The sequence below is a fragment of the Candidatus Glassbacteria bacterium genome (assembly GCA_019456185.1).
In the GTDB taxonomy this organism is placed as follows: Bacteria; Gemmatimonadota; Glassbacteria; order GWA2-58-10; family GWA2-58-10; genus JAJRTS01.
The window spans coordinates 1-25150 of record VRUH01000056.1 but is presented as its reverse complement, the minus strand read 5'-3'; the positions used below and the strand labels follow the sequence as shown (position 1 = coordinate 25150).

General features: G+C 58.7%; 15 protein-coding genes. 6 read left to right on the top strand and 9 right to left on the bottom strand.

Annotated features, from left to right (window positions below; all coding sequences use genetic code 11):
• The 3 genes from FVQ81_15360 to FVQ81_15350 form a co-directional block, all read right to left on the bottom strand.
• Positions 1-206 (bottom strand): nitrilase (locus tag FVQ81_15360; protein MBW7997914.1); only part of this gene is annotated, 206 nt, incomplete at its 3' end.
• A gap of 8 nt (positions 207-214) precedes the next feature.
• The gene (locus tag FVQ81_15355) at positions 215-829 is read right to left on the bottom strand and encodes an SIS domain-containing protein (protein ID MBW7997913.1); all 615 of its coding nucleotides are present in this window, start codon (positions 827-829) and stop codon (positions 215-217) included.
• A 1-nt stretch (position 830) separates the two neighbouring features.
• Positions 831-1937, bottom strand: coding sequence for a hypothetical protein (locus tag FVQ81_15350; protein ID MBW7997912.1), 1107 nt, complete (start codon positions 1935-1937; stop codon positions 831-833).
• A 183-nt stretch (positions 1938-2120) separates the two neighbouring features.
• Here FVQ81_15350 and FVQ81_15345 point away from each other — a divergent pair, with 183 nt between their 5' ends.
• On the top strand, positions 2121-2888 hold the full coding sequence (locus FVQ81_15345; protein ID MBW7997911.1) for a class I SAM-dependent methyltransferase: 768 nt from the start codon (positions 2121-2123) through the stop codon (positions 2886-2888).
• A 24-nt stretch (positions 2889-2912) separates the two neighbouring features.
• Here the strand turns inward: FVQ81_15345 and FVQ81_15340 are convergent, their stop codons facing one another.
• Both FVQ81_15340 and FVQ81_15335 read right to left on the bottom strand, forming a co-directional pair.
• Positions 2913-3644 carry a class I SAM-dependent methyltransferase gene (locus FVQ81_15340; GenBank protein MBW7997910.1) on the bottom strand — a complete coding sequence of 244 codons (732 nt, stop codon included), beginning with the start codon at positions 3642-3644 and terminating at the stop codon, positions 2913-2915.
• An 80-nt stretch (positions 3645-3724) separates the two neighbouring features.
• Positions 3725-4732, bottom strand: coding sequence for a hypothetical protein (locus FVQ81_15335; GenBank protein ID MBW7997909.1), 1008 nt, complete (start codon positions 4730-4732; stop codon positions 3725-3727).
• A 335-nt stretch (positions 4733-5067) separates the two neighbouring features.
• On the opposite strand from FVQ81_15335, the gene FVQ81_15330 reads away from it, so the two are divergent.
• Both FVQ81_15330 and FVQ81_15325 read left to right on the top strand, forming a co-directional pair.
• On the top strand, positions 5068-6378 hold the full coding sequence (locus FVQ81_15330; protein ID MBW7997908.1) for a class II D-tagatose-bisphosphate aldolase, non-catalytic subunit: 1311 nt from the start codon (positions 5068-5070) through the stop codon (positions 6376-6378).
• 186 nt (positions 6379-6564) lie between these two features.
• The gene (locus FVQ81_15325) at positions 6565-7380 is read left to right on the top strand and encodes a hypothetical protein (GenBank protein ID MBW7997907.1); all 816 of its coding nucleotides are present in this window, start codon (positions 6565-6567) and stop codon (positions 7378-7380) included.
• Between the two features lie 97 nt (positions 7381-7477).
• Here FVQ81_15325 and FVQ81_15320 read toward each other — a convergent pair whose 3' ends face one another.
• From FVQ81_15320 to FVQ81_15310, 3 genes are read right to left on the bottom strand one after another with little or no spacing between them, the layout of a single operon-like run.
• Positions 7478-9067 carry a hypothetical protein gene (locus FVQ81_15320; GenBank protein ID MBW7997906.1) on the bottom strand — a complete coding sequence of 530 codons (1590 nt, stop codon included), beginning with the start codon at positions 9065-9067 and terminating at the stop codon, positions 7478-7480.
• A 44-nt stretch (positions 9068-9111) separates the two neighbouring features.
• The gene (locus tag FVQ81_15315; protein ID MBW7997905.1) at positions 9112-10212 is read right to left on the bottom strand and encodes a flagellar brake protein; all 1101 of its coding nucleotides are present in this window, start codon (positions 10210-10212) and stop codon (positions 9112-9114) included.
• Complete coding sequence (locus FVQ81_15310) at positions 10205-11299, bottom strand: hypothetical protein (GenBank protein ID MBW7997904.1); 1095 nt, start codon at positions 11297-11299, stop codon at positions 10205-10207. Before FVQ81_15310 ends, FVQ81_15315 begins: the two co-directional genes overlap by 8 nt.
• 214 nt (positions 11300-11513) lie before the next feature.
• Between FVQ81_15310 and FVQ81_15305 the strand changes: the two genes are divergently transcribed.
• The 3 genes from FVQ81_15305 to FVQ81_15295 all read left to right on the top strand — a co-directional run bounded on the left by FVQ81_15305 (position 11514) and on the right by FVQ81_15295 (position 22600).
• Complete coding sequence (locus FVQ81_15305) at positions 11514-12782, top strand: aminopeptidase P family protein (protein MBW7997903.1); 1269 nt, start codon at positions 11514-11516, stop codon at positions 12780-12782.
• A gap of 174 nt (positions 12783-12956) precedes the next feature.
• The gene (locus tag FVQ81_15300; protein MBW7997902.1) at positions 12957-13703 is read left to right on the top strand and encodes an energy transducer TonB; all 747 of its coding nucleotides are present in this window, start codon (positions 12957-12959) and stop codon (positions 13701-13703) included.
• Between the two features lie 509 nt (positions 13704-14212).
• Positions 14213-22600 carry a hypothetical protein gene (locus FVQ81_15295; protein ID MBW7997901.1) on the top strand — a complete coding sequence of 2796 codons (8388 nt, stop codon included), beginning with the start codon at positions 14213-14215 and terminating at the stop codon, positions 22598-22600.
• Between the two features lie 76 nt (positions 22601-22676).
• On the opposite strand, the gene FVQ81_15290 is transcribed toward FVQ81_15295, so the two are convergent.
• Positions 22677-23843 carry a galactokinase gene (locus FVQ81_15290; GenBank protein MBW7997900.1) on the bottom strand — a complete coding sequence of 389 codons (1167 nt, stop codon included), beginning with the start codon at positions 23841-23843 and terminating at the stop codon, positions 22677-22679.
• Between the last annotated feature and the right edge of the window lie 1307 nt (positions 23844-25150).

Below are 25150 nucleotides of genomic sequence, written 5' to 3'. Positions count from 1 at the left end.
AGGGCTTCCAGCTCCGGACGCGACAGGCCCTCCAGGTACATGTAACTCGAAATACAGCATTCGGGGAAAGCCACGGCAACCGCGCCCTGGGCCGCGGCCCTGCGGCTGAATTTTTCGACAACCGACAGGTTGTACTGTTTATCCCCGTCCCGGTGCTCCATCTGCACCGTGGCCACCTTGATCTTGTCCATCGGCTGCCACCCCATCTCGATGATTAAGCTGGAAAAAACTCGTCCTCGACCATCAGGCACAGGCAATGGTACACGGGCAAGTGAAGCTGCTGGACACGGTGGACCTCGCTCTCCGGCACCCGGATACAAACCTCGCACAGCGCGGCCAGCTCACCGCCATCGGCGCCGGTCAGGCCCAGCACCTTGATACCCCTGGCCGCGGCTGTTTCCGCCGCGCGCAGGATATTGGCGGAGTTGCCCGAGGTCGAGAGGCCCGCGAAAACGTCACCCTCCGAACCGAGCGCCCACACGCCCTGGGCGAAAACGTACTCCGGCGCACAGTCGTTGGCCCAGGCTGTGGCGAACGACACCAGCGAGGGCAGCGGCACCGCGGGCAGACCGCCCTGAATGTTTTTGCCGAGTTCCGGGCCCAGCATATCAACTTCCTTTGGGCCCAAGGGCCGCCGGCGGCGAAAACCTTTGAGCAGCTCGCCGGCCCAGTGCCCGCAGTCGGCCGCGCTGCCGCCGTTGCCCGCCAGCAGCAGCTTGGCGCCGGAGCGGAAACAGCCCGCGAGCAGCTCGAACGCGCTGTCGATCTCCGCGGCGCAGGATTCGAGCTGCGGGTAGTCTTTAGTCAGTTGTTTGATATGCTCGTTCATATCAGTCCCTGTTCCCTGTTGTCAGTTCAGCGTGAAGGGCCGGCAGGAAATCCCTGTTATCGGCGGACAGGTAGCGCATCGTGCCGCCCATCCGGCTGAAACTCTTGTTGTAGCGCAGGTAGTAGTCCGGGTTGTCCTCGGGTGGCTCCCCCCGGCTCCAGTCCCATTTCGATTCGGCCAGGTCCACCACCAGGATGTAGTGGTCCTCGATTCTTTCGCCGCGCTGGAGCGCCAGGTTCTGGGCCATCGACATGCTCTTCTCGAACACCATCGGGCTCATCACCGCGCTGCCGACCGAGAGGTAGACTCCACCCGCAATATTACTCACCTCAGCCGCGAACGAAAGGAAATCCCGCTCGGCGCACCGGCCGATCGCCGCCCCGCAGTTGGCGGGATGGTTGTAGATAATGTCATGTCCGAACATCGGGTGGCCGGTCAGCGGCACCCCATGCTCCAGAGCCGCCGCCTGCAAACTGTACTGCCTGCCAGCGTGTTCGAGACCGTGCCAGCCCTCATCGATCTCCAGGCGCAGTGTCACGGCCAGTAAATCCGCGGCGGCGGCGCTACGCTCCGGGTCGTCCTCCCAGCCGACGACGGCGGCGGCCAGTTCGTCCCTCCCCGGCAGTTCCAGTCCATCGCCGGCGATCAGCGCACCCACGCTCTCGCCGTAGCCCAGACCCCGGAACGCCCCCACGTTCAACGCCATATTGAGCCACCAGCCGGTTTCCCGCCAGTTGCCGAACTCGCCACGGGCCACGCCGGCGCGGACATCCTCGCTGCTCCGGCCCTGATAAGCGAATTCCCAGTCATGGATTATCCCGGCTCCGTTGGTAGCCAGGTGAGTCAGCCAGCCTTGAGCGGCCAGTGAGGAGATCACCGGTCCCAGCCCGTTCTTGATCGTGTGGGCGCCGAATGTCATCATCACCGGACAGCCGCCGTCCCGGGCCGCGCGGATTCTCTCCGCCGCCTCGGAAACGAGCCTGGCCTTATCCTCATCCAGTCGTTGGAATGAGCTTCCCGGACAGATAAAATCCCGTTCGGCCACCACCTTGTTTTCCCTGGCGGCCAGCGGTTTGAATTTCAGTTTTCTGCGGTCGATACCGGTCATGGATCGGGAGGGTGTGAAGATGAACTTGCGCTCGATCGATTGACGTCGAGCAAAGATGCCTCCAACGCTCCCGGATTGTCAACCTTGAGCACAGCCCGGCCGCTGAAAACGATTGCCCGCGCGCCGGCATGATTGTATCCTGATGCATGGCGGTTTGTTCCACGATCCCTCTGCCCGCGAGTGATGCAAATGCCGATCGACGACAACCTGCGGCGTAATATTATCGAGCGCTGGATGCGCCATGCGCCCGCGCGCTGGTGGGGCGACCCGATGGACGTCCGGTTCCTGCTCGCCGAGCGGCTGAATGCGCTGAGCGGACGGCGGGTTCTGGACGTGGGCTGCAACGCCGGAGTGCTGGCAGCGGTGGCCGCCGAAGCGGGCAACGACGTATTCGGGATCGAACTGGAACGGGACGCACTGCTGAGCCTGCGGAGACTTTCCCGCGCTGAACGACTCGCTCTCAGGGCCGTGTGCGGCAACTGGCGGGAGCTGCCGTTCGCCCCCCGGAGCTTCGACACCCTGGTGCTGGGCTGGGTGCTGTATTACGAGCGCACTGTCGAGGAGAAAATCAGGACTGTCGGCAGGTTGTCGGAGTTACTGAAGCCCGGAGGAGAAATGCATTTTGTCGAGGCGAACCGTGTCTGCCCGGTCCAGGGCCGGGGCAAGGATTGCTTCTGGACCCCGCGGGAAGCCGCCGCGTTTTTTGAAAATCACGGGTACAGCGTCCGGGAGCTGGTCGGCTGGAACCCCCTGCCCAGCTTGCTCTGCTGGCTGCCGGGTGAGGTCAAGCTGATGCTGCCGCGCGCGCTGATCCTGTCGCTTTACCCGCCGGGGCGGCTCGTGCAATTCCTGCCGGGCTGGTATGACATGTTCAAGCGCCTGGGCACACAAAAATGGCTGCTTAACGGCTGCCGCAGCTACTATCTCCGTGCTGTAAAACGTGATGATTGATCCGGATTGGAATGCTAAAGCCAGTCAACTTTCCTGCTTGCTGACCTTGATCATAAACGACGTGGACATCTTCCTGAGCGGGGGCAGCACCTTGCTGAGCAGTCTGAACACCCGCCGGCTGTCCACATAGCGGTGGTCCCGGTAACCGAAACCCTGCCTGTTGAGCAGACGGTAAAGGGTGAACGCGTCCCAGTAGTAGTAATGGTCCCGCTGGTCAGTGGCGAAATCCGGCCAGGTTTCCATTTCAGCAAAATAGGAAGCAGTGGGCAAAAACAGCGACCGGGCCAGGGTATGATACGAGGCGGCATTGGGGACTGAGACAATCAGAGTTCCCCCGGGCTTCAGCACACGGTGGACTTCACGGATCAGGCCGCGGGGGTGGTAGGTGTGCTCCAGCACTTCCAGCAGCAGCGCACAATCGAACGACTCCGCAGGTAAATCCAACCGGGTACCGTCCACGGACTTGAAACTGAGGTTAGGGTGCGTAAATTTTCTTTCGGCGATTTCCAGCACAGTCCGATCCACTTCCACGCCAACCACCTTTTTCCCGTTTTTTGCCAGATAGTACGAGTAAACACCGCGTTGACAGCCAACGTCCAGCACAGTATCACCTTCGACCCAATCCATGGCATACGACAACCTGTTGGTTTTCCCCGTCTCCAGACCGGCTAGTGCGCTATCGAGTTGAGCCGACATTTCTTCCCAGGTCCAGTACCTGCTATTAACAAAATATTGCTTCTCATTTTCCTTCTCCATTGTCCCTACCTTTTCAGTTAGACGAGAGCGCAGTAAATTCAATGCGGTTGGCGAACCGCACGCTGCATTTCAGCTCGACATCAATAATCAGCAGCCAATCCCGCCCTGGCAGCTTTAGCTTTCCGACTGTAGATGTAACTGGTGATTGGGGAAAGAAGGTGTTTTCCCCAAAAGCCCGTATAATACATTTTCCAATCGAGCTCACTCTCTCTGATTACATGGCAGTATTCTACTTCGGCTCTTTCAAACGGGCCGCTGAAATCCAGACACTCCACGCCGGGAGACCAGGTTTTAAAATCCCGCGTGTCGGAAAAATATATTTTAGCTTTATAAACACTCCCATCGTGACCAGAATAATAGACCCGGTATAGTCCATTATGAAACACCGGCGAGGGGTTAGCTGCACACAACCTTGGGCCGGGATTAATAAGGTCCCCTCCCTTTTCCACAGTCCAGGACCAGGCAAGCCCGTCCTCGGATCGGGCAATTCCAATTCTGGCGGAATATCCAAATCGGCTCGTGAATACCATCAACCACTCGCTGCCATCACAAATCACCGAAGGCGCCGACAGGTATTCGGAGATACCGGTCAGGGGAGACAGGCGGACCCCCGGTTCCTTCTGCCAGGACAGCCCGTCCCGGGAAACAGCGCTCAGGATCCGGGGTTGCACGCCTGAAGATTTTCCCGAGTAGTACATGCGATATCCACCTGATATGCCAACTACTCTAGGCGAGCTTGCAAAATGGCTGTCAAACTCCCCCCCGGGGCTGACTCGTTCCCCCGGCTCGATTTCCCAGTTATCGCCCGATTCTGCCCGGGCGCTTAAAATCCGCTCCCGCCAGTGGCCATTTACCAGGTGCGAGCCCACGAAATACATCCGTCTGTAATTTCCAAAGTCGACAACGTGGGGCCAGTAAACCATCTCGCTGCCGTGCTCCCCTTTCACGTCGATAACGATCCCCGGCCGGCGCTCCCAATGGACCCCGTCGCCCGATACCGCACTCAGGATCCGGTCCCGCGGGAATACGGGGACACCCAGGCTGTTCTCCACCCACTCCAGCGCCGGTCGAAACAGTTTTCTCGTCAAGATCAAATTAATATCCATGCCTGATTGAATGACTTGATACGCAGGAAAACATGAAGCAATTTAAATGCCAGAGCACTGGAGCGCCCGGACCGGACGGCCAGTGCCCGGCGACTGACTCCCTGCTCACGAATTTAAGATAATCCGCACGGCCCGCCCTGCCAACTACTCTTTATCCAGTTTAAGGTTCCCTGGCAATTCAGGATATCTGTTCACGAGGCCGAAATATTGAGAAAAATAGTAAAATGGTGTATTTTCGTGCATAACGGAAAGCAGCTATCAGCTCTGAAATAACCGAGATCGATTCGTAATTGCACATCAGCTATCCGGGAGTGAAGATGGGAAGATTAACAGCCGACCACAGCCGGATCAGGCAGTTGGCCGAGCAGGCCGGCGAACCATTGACAGATTGTATCCTCAAGGCTCTTAAAAAAGGGTTCGTTGAACGCGAAGAAGACCCCGTGACCCTGTTCGCCGCCTGCCCCAACAGCGAGGCGGTGGCCCGGGCCTCGATCCGCGCGGCCAGGAAACACAACGCGCCGATCAAGTACGCGGCTACGCTGAACCAGGTTGACCTGGACGGCGGCTACACGCGCTGGACCCAGCAGGAGTTCATGGACCTGGTGCGCGACGAGGTCGACAGCTCCGGGTTCGAGGGGCCGGTGATCGTGGCGCTCGACCACGGCGGCCCCTGGCTCAAGGACAAGCAGACAATCGAGAACTGGCCGCTGGAGCAGGCGATGCAGGGAGTCAAGGACTCTCTGGCGGCCTGTATCGATGCGGGTTACGACCTGCTGCATATCGACCCCACTGTCGACCGTACGCTCGACAAAGGCCAGGCGATCGCGATCAAGACCGTTGTCGAGCGGACAGTGGAGTTGATCGAGCACGCCGAGCGCCACCGCCGCGGCAAGGGACTGCCCAGGATCAGCTACGAGGTCGGCACCGAGGAGGTTCACGGCGGGCTGGCGGATATCAGCACGTTCCGCAAATTCCTCAACGGCCTGCGCGAGGGCCTGAAGGTGCAGGGGCTCGAGGATGTCTGGCCGTGCTTCGTGGTCGGCAAGGTCGGCACCGACCTGCACACCACCCTGTTCGACCCCGTCGTGGCCGAGACACTGGTGAAAAACGCGGCCGAGTACGGCTCGTTTATCAAGGGGCACTACACCGACGGTGTCGAAAACCCGGAAGCCTACCCCGAGAGCGAGATGGGCGGGGCCAACGTGGGTCCGGAGTTTACCGAGGCTGAATATTTCAGCCTGAAAAAACTGGCGATGAGCGAGAGCGAGTTTGTCGGGCAGGGCAAACTCGGCAGTGAGAGCGGGCTGATGGAAGCGCTGGAGAACGCGGTGGTTGCCAGCGGACGGTGGGAGAAATGGCGCCAGGCCGCTGAGCGCGGGAAAGATTTCAGCGAACTTGCTCCCGAGCGCCGCGAGTGGCTGGTGCGCACCGGCTGCCGCTATATCTGGACCGACCCCGGCGTCCTTGAGGCCCGCAGACAGCTGTACGCCAACCTGTCCGGGATGGGTATCGATGCCGAAAACGAGGTGATCGACGGTATCATCCGCGCGATGGACAAGTATTTCGAGAAGTTCAACCTCAGCGGGACAATTCCACGGATCGAGAAAGAACTGGAAGAGGGGCTGTAAGTTAAGCTCAAAAATCCGTTATGAAAAGGCGACCGAGACGGTCGCCTTTTTTTCTGACACCTATCATCGATTGATTTATTTGATGCCGGCTGATATATTTAATTACCCCCCAATCATATCGTAATAGCAGGATACCCCCCCGCCCTGGCTGTTCCGCAGCTGGCACAAAACCAGGAGGTTGAGCTTATGAAAAGCTCTCTGTACCTGATAATCGCGCTAGCCTTATTTCTTCGGCCATTCGCGCTTTTAGCCGAAACCGGAAATTTGTTTTTTTCAATGCATTATGGCAATGCCAGCTCAAGCGGTCCATTCGAAATGAATGAATTCTACGATCCCTCCAGTTCTATTGCGGTCGAATTGGGATACCGGCTGAATGACTACTTTGCCATCGTTCCGGTGCACGTGGCCTTCCACAATTATTCTTTCAATCAGGCGGCCTATGCTGAAAATTACCAGAACTATCAAGCGCAATACCGCGCACAACTTTGGGAGAAAGCGTGGGAGCAATACTCGGAGATAAATGTAAGTAACAACCCGTTCGAACCAGCAGCGGTGGAAGCATCTTCCAACCTGGAAAGTGTTGCGTATACTCCTGGAGTGGTTCTCCATACGCCCCGGATAGCCGGATTCAATGCATTCGGGCAGTTTGGTGCCGGAATTTACAGCACCAAGGTATCAATGGAACATATTGTTAAGTCGGTGAATATATATGATCCTTCCCAGGTGAGTTACGGGTCGTACCGGGAAAAAACCCGTATCTCCCATTTTGCCCTTTTGTTCGGCGGCGGACTGGAGTATTTCCCCAAGGATTTTGCGGGAATCTTTTTCCGCGTGAGTTATTACCGGGTCTTTACCGGCCGGAAAAGCAATCCGGAACTTGGATATCAGGTCTTGAAATTTTACCGGCTCGATAACGAGACCCTAAGGTATCACCGGTTCCTGGAGGAAAAAGACACCGGTATTCTGGAACTATCCGCGGGATTCAAAATCCTGATGTATTGAGTACATAGCAACTTCTCGAGTTGTACTTAAACGGGCAGACACACGGGTCCGCCCCTACAGTCCACAAGGCATTCAGTGTCTCTGCATTCCTTTATCGTTATAGTTCGCAAATGGGGGTATTCGCCCCCTCCCGCTTGTTATACCGCTCAACCGAGCGGTTCAGCGCATTGATAATCTCCGCATCCAGCCCCGAGTTATCGGCCAGCACGGCGCCTGAGTTGTCCACCTGGTGCGGCACGTTGTTCACATACAGCACCGGCACGCCGTAGTTCTTGCGGATATAGCCGGCGCCCTCCACACCCCGCGCCTTGATCTCCATCAGGAACACCTCCGGCGGTGAGCTTGATTTCATCAGCTCATCGATCTCGGCAACCATCGCATGGTGGCGCGCCAGGGTGAAACTGGTTTTGACCACCTCCACGGCGTAATCGCGCTCAAGGGCCGCGCTCAACCGCTTTTCGACAATCTGCGGCGCGGTGGTGAACAGCGCCGCCTGCCTGCCCCTCAGCGCCGCGTGGACTTCTCCGCTGCTGCCGATCACTTCCGGCTCGAACAACGTCCGCAGGATTTTGGCGTTTCGCGCCCTGGCCGCCAGTACTCTTTCCACGGAGGCGATCTTCTCGCTGCCGGCGGTCTCGTCCTGGCAGTGGGCCAGGATAATCAGATCGGTGGTGTCCATGCCGGGGAAATCCTCGAGCAGTTCCTCGTCGGAGTCGGCGGGGACCAGCGTGATAGTCCCGTCAACCGCCACGGGGGGATGTTCGCCGCCCGAGCCCTCGTGGAGAATAAAGTCCCCGCCGGCGGTCTCAGCGGCTTCCAGGCCCTGCTCCACGTTGCTGACCGCGAATTCGTGGAAATATCCCGCACCCGCCCGGCGGCAGCCGATAACATGCATCGCGGGAGTTTCGGCTCCCGGATTTTCCTGTTCGTAAGCGGTCAGGTATTCGCTCAGAATCAGCGCGTCCTCGTAGACGTCGCTGGCCCCGTGAAGACCGAAATCCAGCAGCCGTTCCAGCACTTCGGGGCAAAACCGCCGGCCGTAAAGCTCGTCGAGCTCCATCTCCGAGGCCGGCTTGTTGTCATCAGGGTTGTTGAAGATCGACAGGACCGGCGGTTTGGGTGGTCCGCCGCGGGAGTGGGTGATAGTGATCGAGCTCCAGGGTGTGGCGATTCCCCGCAGACCGCTCATCAGTGCGGCGACATACACGCCGAACGCGGTCTTGCCCACCCGCTTGTCCGTGGCGTAGAGACCCACGCTGGGTTTGAAGACCCTGGCCGGGCTGGTATCTTCGGCGAAGACTGTCCCGCCCGCGATATACCTCGTCCCGTAGCCGACAGCAACCTGGGCGAACCGGTTCATCAGGCGACGGTTGACCTGCGGGCTGCCGGACAACTGCACGACCAGGTCCACATCGCGCTTCTCCAGCGCTTTGTGCAGCCCTTCCACCGGATCGGCCTTGCCGCTTTCCAGGTCGCCCTCGAAAATCATCTCGGTGCCGAATACCTCGCGGAAATCGGCGCTGAACGTTTCCGGGTCCTTCATCTTCTCCGTGCCGCCGATCCACACCAGCCTGACCGGCACGAAACCGTGCCTCTCGGCCAGAGCGCGGATACCGTTGATTGAATTGTCCGATTTGTGGACCCCATCGACAAGAACCACGGCGCGCTGCTTCGTTGAGGAATCCATCTTACCCTCCTGTGGCAGGCGGATTATTGTCCCGCCCGGATTCGTTATTCAGGCTCTGTAAGCTTACGCTGCTGGATTATTTTGATGATCGTGTCTTTGTCGCCCTGCTTGAGGTTGAGAAACTGGACGTGGACATCACTCGTATCGCTTTCTTTATCTTTCTTGTCCACGACCACAACCTTGCCCAGTACGTCATCGAGCGTGGTTTCCTCAGTCAGCGGCAGGCTGAACGTGACCAGGTCGTTGCGGTGCAGGTCCCCGGCTGTGCGGACCAGCACGCCCCCTCCCCCCAGATTGACAATCAGCCCGCTCATTTTCTCACCGGAATCGCTCTTGCCGCCATGATACCGGTTCTGCGGGTCCTCGTCCCAGGCGAAGCGGTTGATCTCCACCTCTATCCGCGACGGCACCCTGAAATACATCCTGGACTGCATTCGCTGGATCTTGTCGGCGTGCGCCAGCAGGAGGAAATACCTGCTCTCCTTGCTGACCGCTCTTAGCGCCCGGGTTTCAAACTCGTAGTAGCCGTCCTCCGGCCTGTTGAACGATACTTTGACCGGATGGCCTTGTTCCAACAGGACGTGGTCTCCCTCATAGATCGGATTTGCGACAGTGATCGCCTCCGAGTCTACATCCAGAACCAGGGAACTGAAACTGTGGGAAGTGTCTCCGGTCTCGAACTGCAGGGTAACCTTGAGACCGATCTTGAGCTGGATAGTGCTGGTCAGACTGCCGAAATGGTAGGAAATATCGCCGAACAGTTTTTTGCGCAGTGCGAATATCCCGTCGAGTTTGCGCCTGGCGTTCATATCGTTTTCGCTCGACGCCACCAGTTCATGCATCAGCGGGCCGAACAGGCGGTGGAACTCGCGGATGGACTGGAAGACTTTCCTGGGATTTACTTTGGAGCGTTTCCCCGTGATGTTGGTCACCAGCGCCAGCTCGCCCCTGGTGAGTCCGTGCTGTTTAGCCGCCCGCAGCAGAGCAGTCCGCTCGCGGCGTCTGTGGATGTAGCCGTGGACCAGGACCGTGGCCGCGATCAATACCAGATAAACAACCACCGAGATAACAAACAGCCTGATCTCCTCGGGACCGGGTCCCTTGAACTGCAGGTACTTCAGCACGTCACGCAAACTTTCATCCATCTTTACCTCCAGTTTGCGGCGTCGGGTTCAAGCGTCTTCCCCCGTCCTCCTCATCGAGCCCGACCAGCGGAACCATGATATTCGAGTCTCCGGGATGGCCCATGTATTTGAGCAGGCGGGTGATAATCAACTCCTCGATCCGCTGGAGTTCGCTGTCATTTGGACTGTTGATCCTGATCCTGCCGCCGGCGACCATATCATGGCCGCCCGCGTGGCCCTTACCGCGCACCAGGCGCGCGATCATTTTTCCGCAGCGGGCTCTCACGTTGCTGCTGCGCAGACTCAGCAGCACGTAGTCGTCGGTGCGGCCGATGCACAGCGACCAGCTCCGCCGCTCGAAACGCAGCAGCAGGTCGGCCATCTGGTGGATCATGTCGGCCGACTCGACTTTGCCCAGGCGCGTTACGACGATATTTTTATAATAAAACGTATTGTTCAGCGCCCGGTTCAGCGTACGGAAATAATCGTGGGGCAGCAGGGGAAACCTGATGTTGGAAAGCGTGCGAAGGCTGGTTTTGGGTATCAGTTCCTGGTAGACCATGATATCGTCCTGGCTGGCCTCGCGGCCCAGGTCCTGGGTTTCCGAAATCAGCGCGTAAGTGAAAGCGGTGGCCAGCCGGTTGTCCAGCTCCAGGCCGGCATGGCTGATATAATTGTATATCAGCGTGCTGGTGGCTCCCAGGTCCCTGATCACGTGGTAAAACGGACTCATCACTTTCTTGGGCGGCGGATGGTGGTCGAATACGACCAGGACATTGGCCCCTTCGGGCAGAGAGTTGTTCTGGAACTGCGGCTGAGTGTCCACCAGGGCGAACCTGGTCCCCTTGCGCAGCCGGAGATCCTCGATATTTCCTACCGGGATTTTGAGCAGCCGGACCATGGCCTGGTTTTCGGCCCTTCCGATTTCGCCTCCATAGGCCAGCCTCGTTTTGATCCTGAAATGGCTGGTGAACAGGTAGCGCAACCCGAGCATGCTCGCCAGGGCGTCGGGATCGGGGTTGTCGTGGCAGAGGACGACGATATTTTTCACACCATCAAGAACTTCGCCCATCTGTTTGAATTTTGCTTCCAGGCCCTGGATCGGCATCCATCTCTCCGGCTCGAAGCCAGCGCATTTTGTTTGCAGTCGTATTGCAGCGCTATCAGTTCAAAATTACGCCCCGCCACGTTAAAACGCAAATACCTTATCATTCTTACCGGCATGGGCCTGCCGTTACTTGTTTTGGTACCTGATGAAAGCTATATTGCGTGTTTAAATCATTTTCAACTTCTCCGACACGCCAAGCCTGGGGGAGATTTAGATGAGATCAATCCCGATCGGGTTAGTCCTGTTCGCGGCGATTGCGCTGCAGACAATACCAGCCTCGGCGCAGGATTCCGTTTACTACAATCAGCGCAGGGACAAGCTGCTCAGCCTGCTTGCGGATGATGAAGCCGCCTTGATCCCCGGAGCCTGGGAAAAAGAACTGGAAACTTTCCGTCAGAGTAATAATTTTTTCTACTTCACCGGTGTCGTCCAGCCCAATCTGCTCCTGCTCATCGCCCCTGCCTCCCGCAGCCCGGAAGTCCTGTATCTCCCGGCGCGCAACCTGGCCGACGGCAGTCTCTCGGAAGCCTGGACCGGCAGCAAACTCGGACCGGGCAGCGGGACAGAAAAAATCACCGGGATCGCCAGGGCTGCCGAGCGCGGAACGTTTAACACAGTGTTCGCAGGTCTGGCCGCCGGGTTGACAACCGTCTATTACGACTATCTCCCCTCGGAAATCGGCGGCCCTCGATCGGGAGCCGAGGTTCTGCTGGCGACAATAACCGAACGCTATCCGCACCTGCAGATCAGGCCGCTTGGCCGGCTGGTGGACAGCTTGCGAATGGTCAAGGATGAAACGGAGATCGCCACGCTCCAGCGCGCGGTGGATATTACCGGCGAGGCGCTCGTGGAAGCGATTGGCGCGGTGAAGGCCGGGATGTACGAATACGAGGTGGAAGCGCTGATCGAATATGGCCTCCACCGCCGCGGCAGCCAGCGGCCGGGCTTCCCCTCGATTGTCGGGGCCGGGCCCAATACCGTGACGCTGCACTACAACGAAAACCGCCGGCGGATCGAATCCGGCGAGCTGCTGCTGATGGACGTGGGGGCTGAACTCGATTACTACACCGCCGATATCACCCGCACGGTTCCGGTCGACGGCAAGTTTACCGCCCGTCAGCGAGAGGTTTACGATATTGTTCTGCGCGCCCAGCAGGCCGGTATCGCCGCGGTCCGGCCCGGGGTAACCCTGCGCGATATCCACGCGGCCGCGAAAAAAGTGATCGAGGAGGCCGGATTCGGCGAGTATTTCATCCACTACACCAGCCATTACCTGGGGATGAATGTCCACGACGTAGGCAGCCGCGACGAGAAACTGCGGGCGGGGATGGTGATTACGGTCGAACCCGGTATCTACCTTCCGGAGGAATCCCTGGGCGTGCGGATAGAGGACGATGTCCTGGTAACCGAAAACGGCAGCCGGGTGTTGAGCCGGAATATCCCCAGCACGGTCGACGAACTGGAAGGTCTGATGGCGCGCTAAGCGCTCCACTCTGCCCGCGCGGCTGAGCTGACTGCTGGAAACCGGGGAACATCTCCCGGCCGCGCAGTGTACCATTTCTGAGTGCTGTCACAGGGTTTTCCCGGCGCCGAGGCTTGAAATGCCCGTTCGGGGAAGTCAAGACGGAAACATTAGTTACAGCTTGTTGGAGTACGGATGGAAGCGAAACAAAAAAACAAGCCTTCCCTGCTGGGCCGGCTTAGCGGGGAGTTGGAGCGGCGCGTAGCGCACTTGATGCTCAGGCTGCAGCCGTTGAGCGACTTCATGGCTCAGGCCGCCGACCGCGACTACTACGACTTTTTCTACCGGCGCTCGACGTTTATCGCCTTTATTCTGCTCATCCTCGCCTTCCCTGTCTCGGAGCTGTTCAAGGACCCTCCGATCATAGACACCGATCCGTATGGCTTCCAGAACCGGCAAATCTCCGACAACACGCTGATCGTGATCAACGCCGTGCCACGGACCAGTCTGGCACAGAAGAGAGTCAAGGTGCCGATTATCCGTGAGGTGGCGTTCGCCCTGGAGGAAATCGACATGCCCAAGCCCGAGTTCGGCGCTATCGAGATCGGCCCTGAGCAGAAAACCGAGGTCGGCCGCGAGGGGACGGGCAGACTGCCCTACCGCAGGCCCGAACTGCTGATGCTCGTGCCGCCGGTCTATCCCAAGGACGCCGAGAAGAAAGGGATCGAGGGCACAGTGAGCCTGCGCGTGCTGGTAACCGTGAAAGGCACCGTGGACAAGGTCGAGGTGGAGTCCAGCAGCGGGCACCGTCAGATGGACGAGGCCGCTGTCAAGGCCGCCCGGAAAACCCGGTTCCGCCCGGCGATCAAGGACGGCCAGCGGGTGGCGATGTGGATCAACTATCCGATCCAGTTCGCCCTGTCGAGAAGGAAAAACGACTAACGCTGGCGCCGACACCCTCACACCCGGACCATTCTTCGACTTTATCTGCTTCCCGCACTAATAAAGAATCACGGCGGGAAGTTGACTTTTCTCTTATAAAACAGTATTTTATATCACGTTAGCTTTTGCCAGCCGCCGCAGTTTTGCAATCTCTTGTTGAGAATCCATCTTATTCCAACAACTTTCCCTTCTGCCGGATGCGCCCTCCCCATCCAGCCGGGCGGCTTGCTATGGAGTATTGGCTTGTTTCTCCATTTCCTCGAACCATGAATTGATCGAAAAGCAATTAGTCCGTATCCAGGGATTTTGGTACAGATTTTCTGGCACCAAAACGCCCGCTTTTATGCAGTTTGCAATTGCTCCTATATTACCGGCAAACAACAATCTCCTTTGATATTAGTGCATTACGTTGCCGGGGTGAATTGGAACGGTTTCTGCTGTTGTATGCTTGTCTAGTGAAAAAATTGATGTTTTCCTCAATGCGCCATACTGCCCAGGAGAGTTTGACGATGAGATCATTCAGGAGTGTTCTGCTGCTGATTGCTGCATTGATGCTTACGGCCGGTTGGAACTCTGCCCAGGGCCAGACGGCTAATCCGGGCGACCCTGTTTCGATTTTCGGCAAGGTTGTTTCTTTCGGCACTGAATCGATAACGCTCGAGGTTGGCGATCTAACCACCGGAGCCTCGGTAAACCAGACGTTCATCCTGCCGCCGGCAACACCGGTGGTAGAAGTTGACGCGACCGGTATCGAAGGCGCCAATATCAGCTTGCAAAACGGGCAGTATGTAGAATTGGTGGGGACATTCGGTGATAACGGGGAACCGCTGATAACCAAGATCAGGGTCATGCCCGCTCCAACCGGCGAGGAACCGCCACCGCCCGGCGAAGAACCTCCTCCCGGCGACCTGTTCGGCGGCGTAGTCCGGAGCAACGACGGAACCACGCTGCAGCTCGAAGGTTTCGACGACGTGTCGCAGACAACTTATCTGTTCAATGTCACATTGGCGACCGACGGCAAGGTTTTCGATCTGAATGACATCGAAATCCCCTTGTCGAACATTCCGGTCGGTAATCTCGCCCATGGTATCGGCGAAAAACAAGCCAACGGCGATTTTATCGCATTCGAGATCTACGATGGGGGCCTGGGCACTACCAGCGGCGGGGGCGACCCGCCTCCCGGCGGCGACCCCTGGCAGCCCGGCGACCGGTTCGAATTCGGCGGCGAGGTGGAATCTCTCGGCAGCGGTTTCATGATCCTCATGACCGGTGCTTCAAGCACCGGCGAGGTTCACTACGATACGGTTTATTACGACAGCGGTATCGTGCAGGACCCTGACGGCAACCCGGCCGTTCTCAGTGTCGGCTCCATGATCAACGGCACCGTGGAGGTGCAGACCGACCTCACCTTGAAATTCATCAGTCTCACAGTTTATCCCCCCGGCCCGCAGCCGGGTGATATTCACCGCGCCGGGGGCCAGATAACTGAAATCGGAACCGGTTTTATCGTGGTGAGCTGGCAGGACATGACGACGGGAGAATCGGGCTCGGACACTCTCTATATCCCGTCCGGCCTGGCGATTGTCGATGAGAGCGGCAATCCCGCGACACTTGCGGTGGGCAGTTTTGTCGACGGCGAGGTTGAAATCCAGGCAGACGGCAGCCGGAAATTCATCAGTCTCACAGTTTATCCCCCCGGCCCGCTGCCGGGTGATATTCACCGCGCCGGGGGCCAGATAACTGAAATCGGAACCGATTTTATCGTAGTGAGCTGGCAGGACACGGAGAAGGGAGAATCGGGCTCGGACACTCTTTATATCCCGTCCGGCCTGGCGATTGTCGATCAGAACGGTAATCCCGCGACACTTGCGGTGGGCAATTTTGTCGACGGCGAGGTTGAAATCCAGGCAGACGGCAGCTGGAAACTGATAAGCCTCACTGTTTACCCGGACGGCGGGGGTCCCATCGAACCTGGAGACACCCTGGAGTTCCACGGCATAGTGATATCCTTCGGCGACGACTTTCTCGAAGTGGAGATGATGGATCCGGATGACGGCAGTGTGAAGACAGAGCGGGGTACTCTTGACGCAAACACGGTAATCACGGGAACCCTGGCCGACAGCATGTTCGTGGAAGGGACCGTAGTGGTGCAGGATGACGGAACCCTGCTGGTACTGACTGTGACTGTTTCCAGTGAGCCTCCTGTGGGTGACGGGCCGTTTCCGATCGCAGGAGTCGTGGCCGCGGTCGGCGCCGACTACCTGGATATCGAGTACATTGAGGAAGACGGCACTGTCGACACCGTGCGTGTTAAAATCGGCAGTGAATCCGCCCTCTCCGATGAGAACGGAATTCCGCTCAGCCTCGCCGATTTTGCTGTCGGCGACGAGGTCCACGGTGAGGTCGATGTGCTTGGTCCCGACGATCTGGTCGCCAAATCTATTGTCAAAGGCACCAGACCCGGCGGCGGCGAGCTGGACAGCCTGGAGTACGGCGGAGTGGTGGTGGCCGTGGGCGGCGGGACGCTCGACATTTATGTCGAAATTCCCGAGAGGAACGTGGTCGATACGCTCCACGTGCTGGTGGACAGCTCCACTGTCCTGCTGGACGAGGCCGGCAACCCGATCACCCTGAGCGACATCGCCGTCGGCGACAACGTGCACGGCTGGATCATGGTCGACAACACCGGCGTGCTGACCGCAATCTCCGTCTTCCGCATGGAAGAATTAATCACCCCCGGCGACACGGTCCGCTTTTATGGCCGGCTGGTTGAGTTCGGTTCAGATTTTATCGCTTTCGAATATGATTACGACCCGGCCACCGGCAATACCAGGATAGACCGCTTCTCGCTGGCTCCGGATGTCACGGTCACCGACCAGGACGGCAACCCCGTGGCGCTGGCGGTCGACAACTTCATCGAGGGCCGGATGATTGCCAGCGTGGACAGCAGCTCGATGGCCGCATTCTTGGTCATCCTCCATCTGACACTGGACAAGCTGCCCGGCGACCCGATCACGGTAGGCGGCGAGATTACGGAACTCGGGCCGGACTATGTCATCATCCGCCAACAGGACGACACCGGCCAGGAACTGATCCGCAAGCTCCAGTTCCTGAGCGGCACCGAGGTGTTCGATGAGTTCGGCGCGCCGCTGTCACGCGATGAGATCGCGGTCGGGGATAGAATCCGGGGCGAGGGCCTGATCCAGCCCTGCTCGGTGGTGATAATGCGCAGTATCAGCCTGGAAGAGACTATCACTCCCATCGAACCGGACACTGTCGAAATCGGCGGTGAAATCGTGGCCGTGGGCGCTGGATTTATCGAATTCACTTTCATCGACGACAGCACCGGCGAACGCCGGACTGTCCGCGGATCTCTGATCGAGGGCTCCGCCATTATCGACCTGGCGGGCAACCCGATAACCCCTGAAGTCGGTCATACTTTCGTCGGGACCGGTGTAATCCACGATGTCGGCGAGCTGGATATTTTGTCGATCACGATCGACAGCTCGGTAATTGAAATTCCTCTGCCCGGGGAATTTGTCGAACTCGACGGTGAGATTATTGAGATAGAGGGAAACCGGGTGAATCTGAGTTTCGAGGGATCAGACGCCCCGCTGCCAAGCGCCTGGCTGGACATCCCCGTCGGCACGCCGATCGTGACGCCGAACAGCAGAGACCTGGAGTTCTCCTGGCTGGAAGTCGGTGATTTGATCGGGGCGGAGGGTATTGTCAATGACGACAGTATTTCTGTTACCGCCAGCAAGGTGATATATCTGGAAGGTACGCTGAGAGTGCTTGTAGGTCGCGTTGTCAGTTCCGGCGTATCATCGTTCGATTTCGAAACCCACACCTCCTCGGGCCAGTCCGTAGTCGTGACAGTCAATCTGGGAAGTTCCACCAGGATTATCGTGCGGGACACGGGCGAGGAAGTGGGCGCAGACCGGATCAGCAGGGGCGCCAGCGTGTCGCTGGTTGCAAGGCAGGTGCTGTCGAATTCCATGAACGCTATCCTGGTAACAGTCCCTCAGCTCGAAAGAGCTGTGGCGGAGGGCCGCGTGTTAGTTATCGAGGCGGATGGTTTTTCGATCGAAATCCATAATGTGGAGGAGAATGTCACCATCCGCGCCAAGATCGTCACGAGCACAGCCACGGTCTGGCTGGTCGAAACCGATACCGGACTGCAGCCGGCATCCGAGGGCGATCTGGCTGTCGATGACCTGGTCCGGTTCAGCGGCATTAAAACCGGTCCGCTGACTGTCAGCGCGGATACGGTAATCATCCTGGACACCGGCGAGTTGGAAGTGGAAACTTTCACGCTCGTCGGCGGCAAGATCGAAAACGCCGTGCTCACTTTCCAGTTCAACCTCAACGAGAATACCGAGTTACCGGCCGCGATGGCTTCGGTAAGCGCCAAGGTCTCCCCGGATTTCTCCAACCTGGCCGGCCAGATCGATTTCGGCGATAACAGCCAGGAAGTCGTCTCCTTCATGCTGGTGAAAGTCAGCGGCACATCCGGGTTGCTGACCGGACGTTGGAGCGGCTTCAGCCAGGCCGGTGACGACGACAAGGTGCTGGTCACCGCGGAGTTTTTCCAGTCCGGCTCCAACGTGACAGGTACAGTCACCAGGGGCGGCCAGGCAGGATCAGGCACAGACGGGATCCCCGAGCCGGGGGACGAGGTCTTCTTTTCCGGTCAGGTGAGCTCGGTCGAAGACAACACGATTATCGTTTCCTTCCTCAATCGGCTGAACCAGCAGGTCGAAAAACCGGTGCTGGTCCACGACGGTACCGAGATTGTGAACGTCAACGGCCGGTCGCTTGAGTTGGCTGTCGATTCGCTGCTCGCCCGCGAGGTCAATGTTTTCGGCATCATTCAGGACAACCTGACCGTGGTGGCCAGCCGGATCGAGGTCTATCCCCTGCCCGGCGAGGACAACGTTTCGATCAACCTGCCGTTCCTGACCGATTTCTCCTGGAGCGAGTCTTCCGGAGAAGTGAGCTTCGCTATCTCCGGCAGCGCGCTCGACGCTATCTCAACGGATTTCATCCAGTTCAGCGGCCTGCTTTCAGCCGACGGAAACCACCTGAGGCTGACAGCGGTCTCGGGCAGCGATTCTCTGTTCCTGGCCGCCAGACGGTTCAGCGGGGATGCGGATGATATCGAGGGAGAATGGACAGGCGGTATCAGCGTGGTGGTCAGCGACCGCACCAAGATCTGGCCCTTGTTCCTGGGTCTTGCCGAGCACGACGGTACACTGGCCGGCGTCTACGAACTCGGCGAAAGCAGGTTCAAGACCGAAGTCACCACCCGGAATAACCCGCCCGTTATCGATCCGTTTGCGGTGGTTCTGGCCACCGAACAGGAAGCCTTGAGCGTCCAGGTGACAGCCAGCGACCCGGACGGCGACCCGGTGGCCCTGTCTGTCATCGGAGTGCCGATTACCGGTTCGAGCTTTACGGATAATGGGGACGGTACCGGCGTTTACCAGCTCACGATACCTTTGCTGGCGGCCGGTCGCACAGAGCTGCTGGTCACGTTCGTGGCCACCGACAGCAATGGCGGGCAAACCAGCCGCGTGCTGAAAATTAAGGTCACGAGGCTCAACCGCGATCCGGAGCTGCCCGAGTTCTCGGATACCGTGCGGATTGTCGAGGGCAGGGCTTACTCCGTCACAATCCCGGCCCGCGATCCCGATGGCGGCGAGCTGGAGTTCGAGTTCAGCGGCCTTCCCGAGTGGGCGTCCACTGCGGCCAACCAGGTTAACTTCGAGCCGCCTTTCGGCAGCGCCGGCCTTTACACGTTCACGGTCACGGTGAAGGACGAGGCCGGCGCCGAAGTCAGCCGGAGCTACAGCTTTATCGTGGTGGCCGCCAACCGTGCTCCGCGGTTCATTCAGATCGACCCCCTGGAGACCGAAACCGGCTCCGCGGTCAGTTTCACCCTTCAGGCCACCGACCCGGACGCGGGCGACGTGCTGACATTCTCGGCTGCCCTGGTCAACGGAGTCGAGGCCCTGCCGCAGGGAGCCACGTTCGATGCGGCCGGCGGACAGTTCAGCTGGACACCCTCGGCCGAGCAGGCAGGACCGTTCAGGGCCGGGTTCGTGGTTAGCGACAGCAAGGGCGCCAAAGACAAAATGGCCGTGACTATTTTGGTGGGCCAGGGGGCTGCCCCGCCCACTCTCGATGTGCCGGACAGCGTATTCGCCAATCAGGGCGAGTCGGCCAGTTTCAGCGCCAGCGGTCAGTCGAGTACTGGAGCCGAGGTCGAGTTCATGGCCCGCCACCTGCCCCACGGTGCGGCCTGGTCCACACTTGGCGATTCGCTCGAGTGGTACCCCCGGTTCGATCAGCAGGGCGAGTACGTGGTGACCATAAGCGCCAGCGACGGCAGCTTCCGCACGGACAAGGACGTGGTGATAGTGGTCAATCCCGTCCAGCAGATACCAACGCTGGAACCGCTTCAGGATTATACTGTCGCCGAGAACCAGGTCCTCCGCTTCCAGGTGAAGGGGCTTTTTCCCGACGGCCGCCACGTGGTGTTCGACCCGCCGGCGGGCCTGCCGCTCAATTCCGGTTTCGATCCGCTGACCGGCTCGTTCCGCTTCCTGCCGGATTTCACACAGGCCGGCAGCTATAAGCTGACTTTCGGTGTCACCCTGCCCGATTCGTCGGTGCACTCTGTATCGACCACGGTCACAGTGACGGATAAGAACCGTAATCCCAAGTTCGGCGATCTGGAAAACGTGAGTGTCAATGCGGGTGAAACCGTGGCGTTCACGGTCAGCGCAACTGATCTGGACATCGGTGATGTGATCTCTTACGCGGTGGTCAGCCTGCCCGACGGCGCTGCGTTCGATACGAGTGTCGATCCGCCGACATTCAGCTGGACGTCCACGGTGGAAGGCAGTTACGAAATCGGTTTCACGGCCACCGACCAGGCTCAAGGTTCGGACCGGGCCTCGGTGATTATCAGTGTGGGCGCGCAGAACCTTCCGCCCGTGCTGGGCCAGATCGGTGATGTGACCGTAGCCGAGGGCGATAACCTGGTGCTGACAATCAGCGCCAGCGACCCCGAGGGCGAGGATGTGACCGTGTTCATCAGTCCGGTGCCCGTCAATGCCAGTTTCGACAAAGAAGCCAACACGTTTACGTTCCAGCCCTCCTACGCCCAGGCCGGGCGATACAGCCTGCGGATTGTCGCCACCGACGGCGAGCTGACCGACGAGGAGCGGGTGGTGGTCACCGTCACCGACGTGCCCCTGCCTCCGACAATCACCGTGCCGGCCAACTGGACGGTTGACGAGGGCGATCCGCTGCAGTTCACGGTCAATGTCCGCGACGCCGCCGGCAACAGGATTGCGGTGCTCAGCCCGAACCTGCCCTCCGGAGCTTCGCTCGAATCCGAAACCGGCAGATTCAACTGGCAGCCGCTCTTCGACCAGGCCGGAGAATACCAGGTGACATTCAATGCGGCCGACGGCAACCTTAGAGCCCAGTCCGACATCAAAATCCTGGTTCAGGACCGGAACCAGCCGCCCGAACTGTTCCGGGTCGATGACCAGGAAGTGGTCGAGGGCGATTTGATCAGCTTCGAAATCTCCGTGTTCGATCCCGACGGCGATGAAGTCGGGATCGGGATCGATTCCTCGGGCACTCCCTATATCAGCAGCGCGGAGATCCGCAACAACAGCGTATTCGTATTCAATACCGCACTGCTGGACGCCAACTCGCAGATTCCCTCGGCCGTGTTCAAGGTAACCGCCGATGATTCCCGCGGCGGCGTGGACACGATGAGGATCGAGTTCAAGATCATCAGGCGGAGCGACGTGGACGTACCGGAAGTACCGCCCGGCGGTGATCCGTTCGCCCACGAGTTTACCGGCACCGGGCTCAGCTTCCGGATAACGAACAACGGCTCCGATCCTGTCAGCGGCCAGATAACCGGCAGCGAGACCTCCGGCACGCTTGAGGGCGGCAATCCAGCCGGGGAAACTCTGCTGGCCGGCATGGCGGATTTCGACCTCAACTCGAGGTATCCGGAACTCGCCGGCAGCAAGGACAAGGTGAAAGTCCTGCCGTTCCTCAGTGATGACGGGGCGGCGGCAGGCGATTTCTACGGCGTGCGCCGCGGATGGGGCCTGGACCTCTCCAGCGACCTGCTGAGCAGCTTGACCTCGCTGCAGTTCGAGCTGACTCTGACTTACCAGGACCGCGATATCCCGGCCACCGATATTCCGGAGTTCGAGGAGTCGGCGATCTCGGTATTCGGTCTCGACGCAGCGGGTAATTTCGTGCAGCTCGCCACCCAGCTGGATACGGCGGCCAACACCGCCACCGCGTCGGTGGACCTGTTGCTCTACACCGATTTCACCCTGGGCGTGATTCTCGACCTGGCCGAGCCGGTGATCAGTTTCACCTCCAAGCTCGTGAGCACCACCAACGAATCCGGGCCGTATAACGTGACCACGATTATCGTGGACAACGTCCTGCTTCGCACGGCCAGGCTGTACTATTCCACCGATGGCGAGAATTACAATTTTGTGGAGATGAAACCCGATACGACGCTGGTCAACGGGTTCACCGGCGATATTCCGGGGCAGAAGGAAGGCAACACGATCTACTATTATATCGAAGCCAGCGACGAGGAGTATACTGTCACCGACCCGGCGACCGCTCCCGGGTCGGCTTACCAGTTCTCGATCCTGCTCGATGGTGTGGCTGGAGTGACCGCCGGAGACTCCAACGACGACGGCAAGATCGATATCTTCGATGTGCTGGACGTGTTGAGTATCCTGGGAGGCAAGAAAGGAGCCACCGCCGGGGCTGATGCGGACGGCAACGGCCGGGTGGACATTTTCGACCTGCTGGATATCCTGACCAAGCTGAGTAATTAGAGCCGGCCGGGCAGTTGCCCGAAACAAAAAAGGCGCCCGGAACAAATCCGGGCGCCTTTTTTCTACCTGCCAACAATCAGAACCTGCGTGTTTCGACTCCATCCTCGGCGCCGGTTACTATGAAGCCGGGCTCCAGACCGGTACTGCTTTGATAGAGACGGCCCACTTTTTCCTGGAATTCATCCACCCTGTTGCGGCTGACAAGGTTGATCGTGCAGCCGCCGAATCCGGCCCCGGTCATCCTGGCCCCCAGCACGCCCGGAACCTTGCGGGCAAGTTCCACCAGGATATCCAGCTCCTGGCAGCTGACCTCGAAATCGTTCTTGCAGCTTTCGTGGCTGATATTCATCATCTCGCCGAACAGTTTCATGTCCGGCTGTTTCAGCGCCTCCACCGCTTTCTGCACGCGACGGTTCTCAGTGATTACGTGACGGCAGCGGCGGTAAACCACCGGGTCCAACTTCTCCCGGTTGACTATCAGCAGGTCCTCGCTGACATCGCGCAGGCTCTTGAGTGATTTGTTGATCGACCTGAAAAACAGACTGCCGCGCTCGCACTGTTTCTGGCGGGCGTGGTACTCGGTATTGCCCAGGCCGCGCTCAACCCTGCTGTCGGCGATCACGAAGACAAGCTCGTCCTCCGGGATGGGAACAGCCTCGTACTCCAGAGAGCGGCAATCGAGGAACAGCCCATGGCCCTTACGGCCCATCTTGATCGAAAACTGATCCATGATCCCGCAATTCACGCCCACGAAATGGTTTTCCGCGCGCCGCGCCAGCTTGATATCCTCCCAGGCCTCCACCTCGAAATCGAACAGCGCCTGGCATACTCCGCTGACCGCCAGTTCCAGCGCCGCCGAACTGCTCAGGCCGCTGGCCACCGGTAAATCTCCGCCGATCACCGCATCGAACCCGCCCACCGGCAGTTTGCGGACAAGCAGCTCCTTGAGCGTACCCGAGATATAGTCCGTCCAGTCGCGGTTTTTTTTCAACTCGTCGAGCCTAATTTTCACTGTCGTGTCATAGCGAAGCGAATGGATCCTGCAGGTGCGGTCCTTTCGTTTTGCGGCGGCAATCCGCATGCTGCGATTGATCGAGGCCGGAAAGACGAACCCGTCGTTGTAGTCCGTGTGCTCTCCGATAATGTTTATCCGTGCCGGCGAGCGTACCGCGGCTTCGGCGCTCCTGCCGAACAGTTTGCTGAAAGTCTTGATTTCAGGAACATCTTTTTTATGCAGAACCATAGTTCTCTACTTGAAAACGTTTCCCGGACTACCGCCCATTCCCAGCCTAACTTAAATAAGAAAAGTAAATTAGCGTGAATCCAGCCATTTATCAACCTTATTAGTGCTGAAGCATGTTTTCACCCCGCGGCAGCCAACACAAAAAGGCCTTTTCCCCGGTCGGGAAAAGGCCGTATCCGGACTTCAAAATTCAGGAGCATAACAGCGCCGCTCTGGTTGTCTGCCGAGGAGCGGGCCAATCAGAAGAAAATATAGAGCAGGACCAGCATCTCCAAAGAAAACAGAAAACCGGCCCCGGTAACCATTTTCATGAACCGCCAGAATCCCTTGCCGGTGAACACATCAGCCTCCTTGCCGTCAGGGTTAGCATGGTCTCATTTCTGCTATTCTGCATCATCCATGCCAGACTCTCCTATTGGGTATCTTGTTAGATGAAAGCATGTTACACAATTACCCAACCCAATCTGAGGCATAACCACGGAAAATTTTTCCCCGCAATTTTGCCTGGTTTAGGCAAATAAAGAAAAACGCCCCCCGCCCCGGCGGGACAGGAGGCGCACGTTCAAGCAGTATTTCCGCTGGATTCCGGCTAGGCTCCGATCCGGGCGAGGAGCAGGGTCAGCGCGATTACGAGGATCGTCCCCAGCACGCCGAACAGGAACCCGACCGTATCGACCTTATCCCATTTGGTGAACTCGAAATTTGTGCCGGGAAAAATTTTCTGCGACTCGAACCGGTCCGGGTTCTGGTAGCTGAGTTCAACTTCCCGCCTGTCTTCCTCCGGGTCCGGCTTGACCGGGGTTTTCATCCGCACGTAGAACCGGTCGAGCACCTTTTTATTGAGCGGGGAGGTGAACAGGCTGATCAGCACCATCAGCACGATCGGCAGGACAATCCGGAACGGCAGCCGCAGGGTTTCGATCATCGGGTTGGGCAAGGCGGCCAGGTCCATGCCGATCCAGGCCAGGAACGCCATCTCGAGATTGAAAAACCCGCGGCCGTAACGGTTACCGTCGCTGTCGACTGCCACACCCTTGGTCCAGTAGATCGCCTTGGCCGGCGGTTTGGTGGTGATTTCGAACTCATCGCCGACAGCCAGCGGTTCGGGCATCGGGGTCCGGGCCATCCCGAGCGAATCGAGTCGCTTCCAGGCGCTGATTGCCTCGTCGCGCTCCCAGACGTCGAATTCCTTGGCCTCGTAGCGCCGGACCAGCTCCCGGGTCTCGGTGGTGACCAGAAACCTCTCGTTGACTCTGAGGTCGGGATTGACCACCGGCAGCAGAATCGGGATGATGAAGAACAGCAGG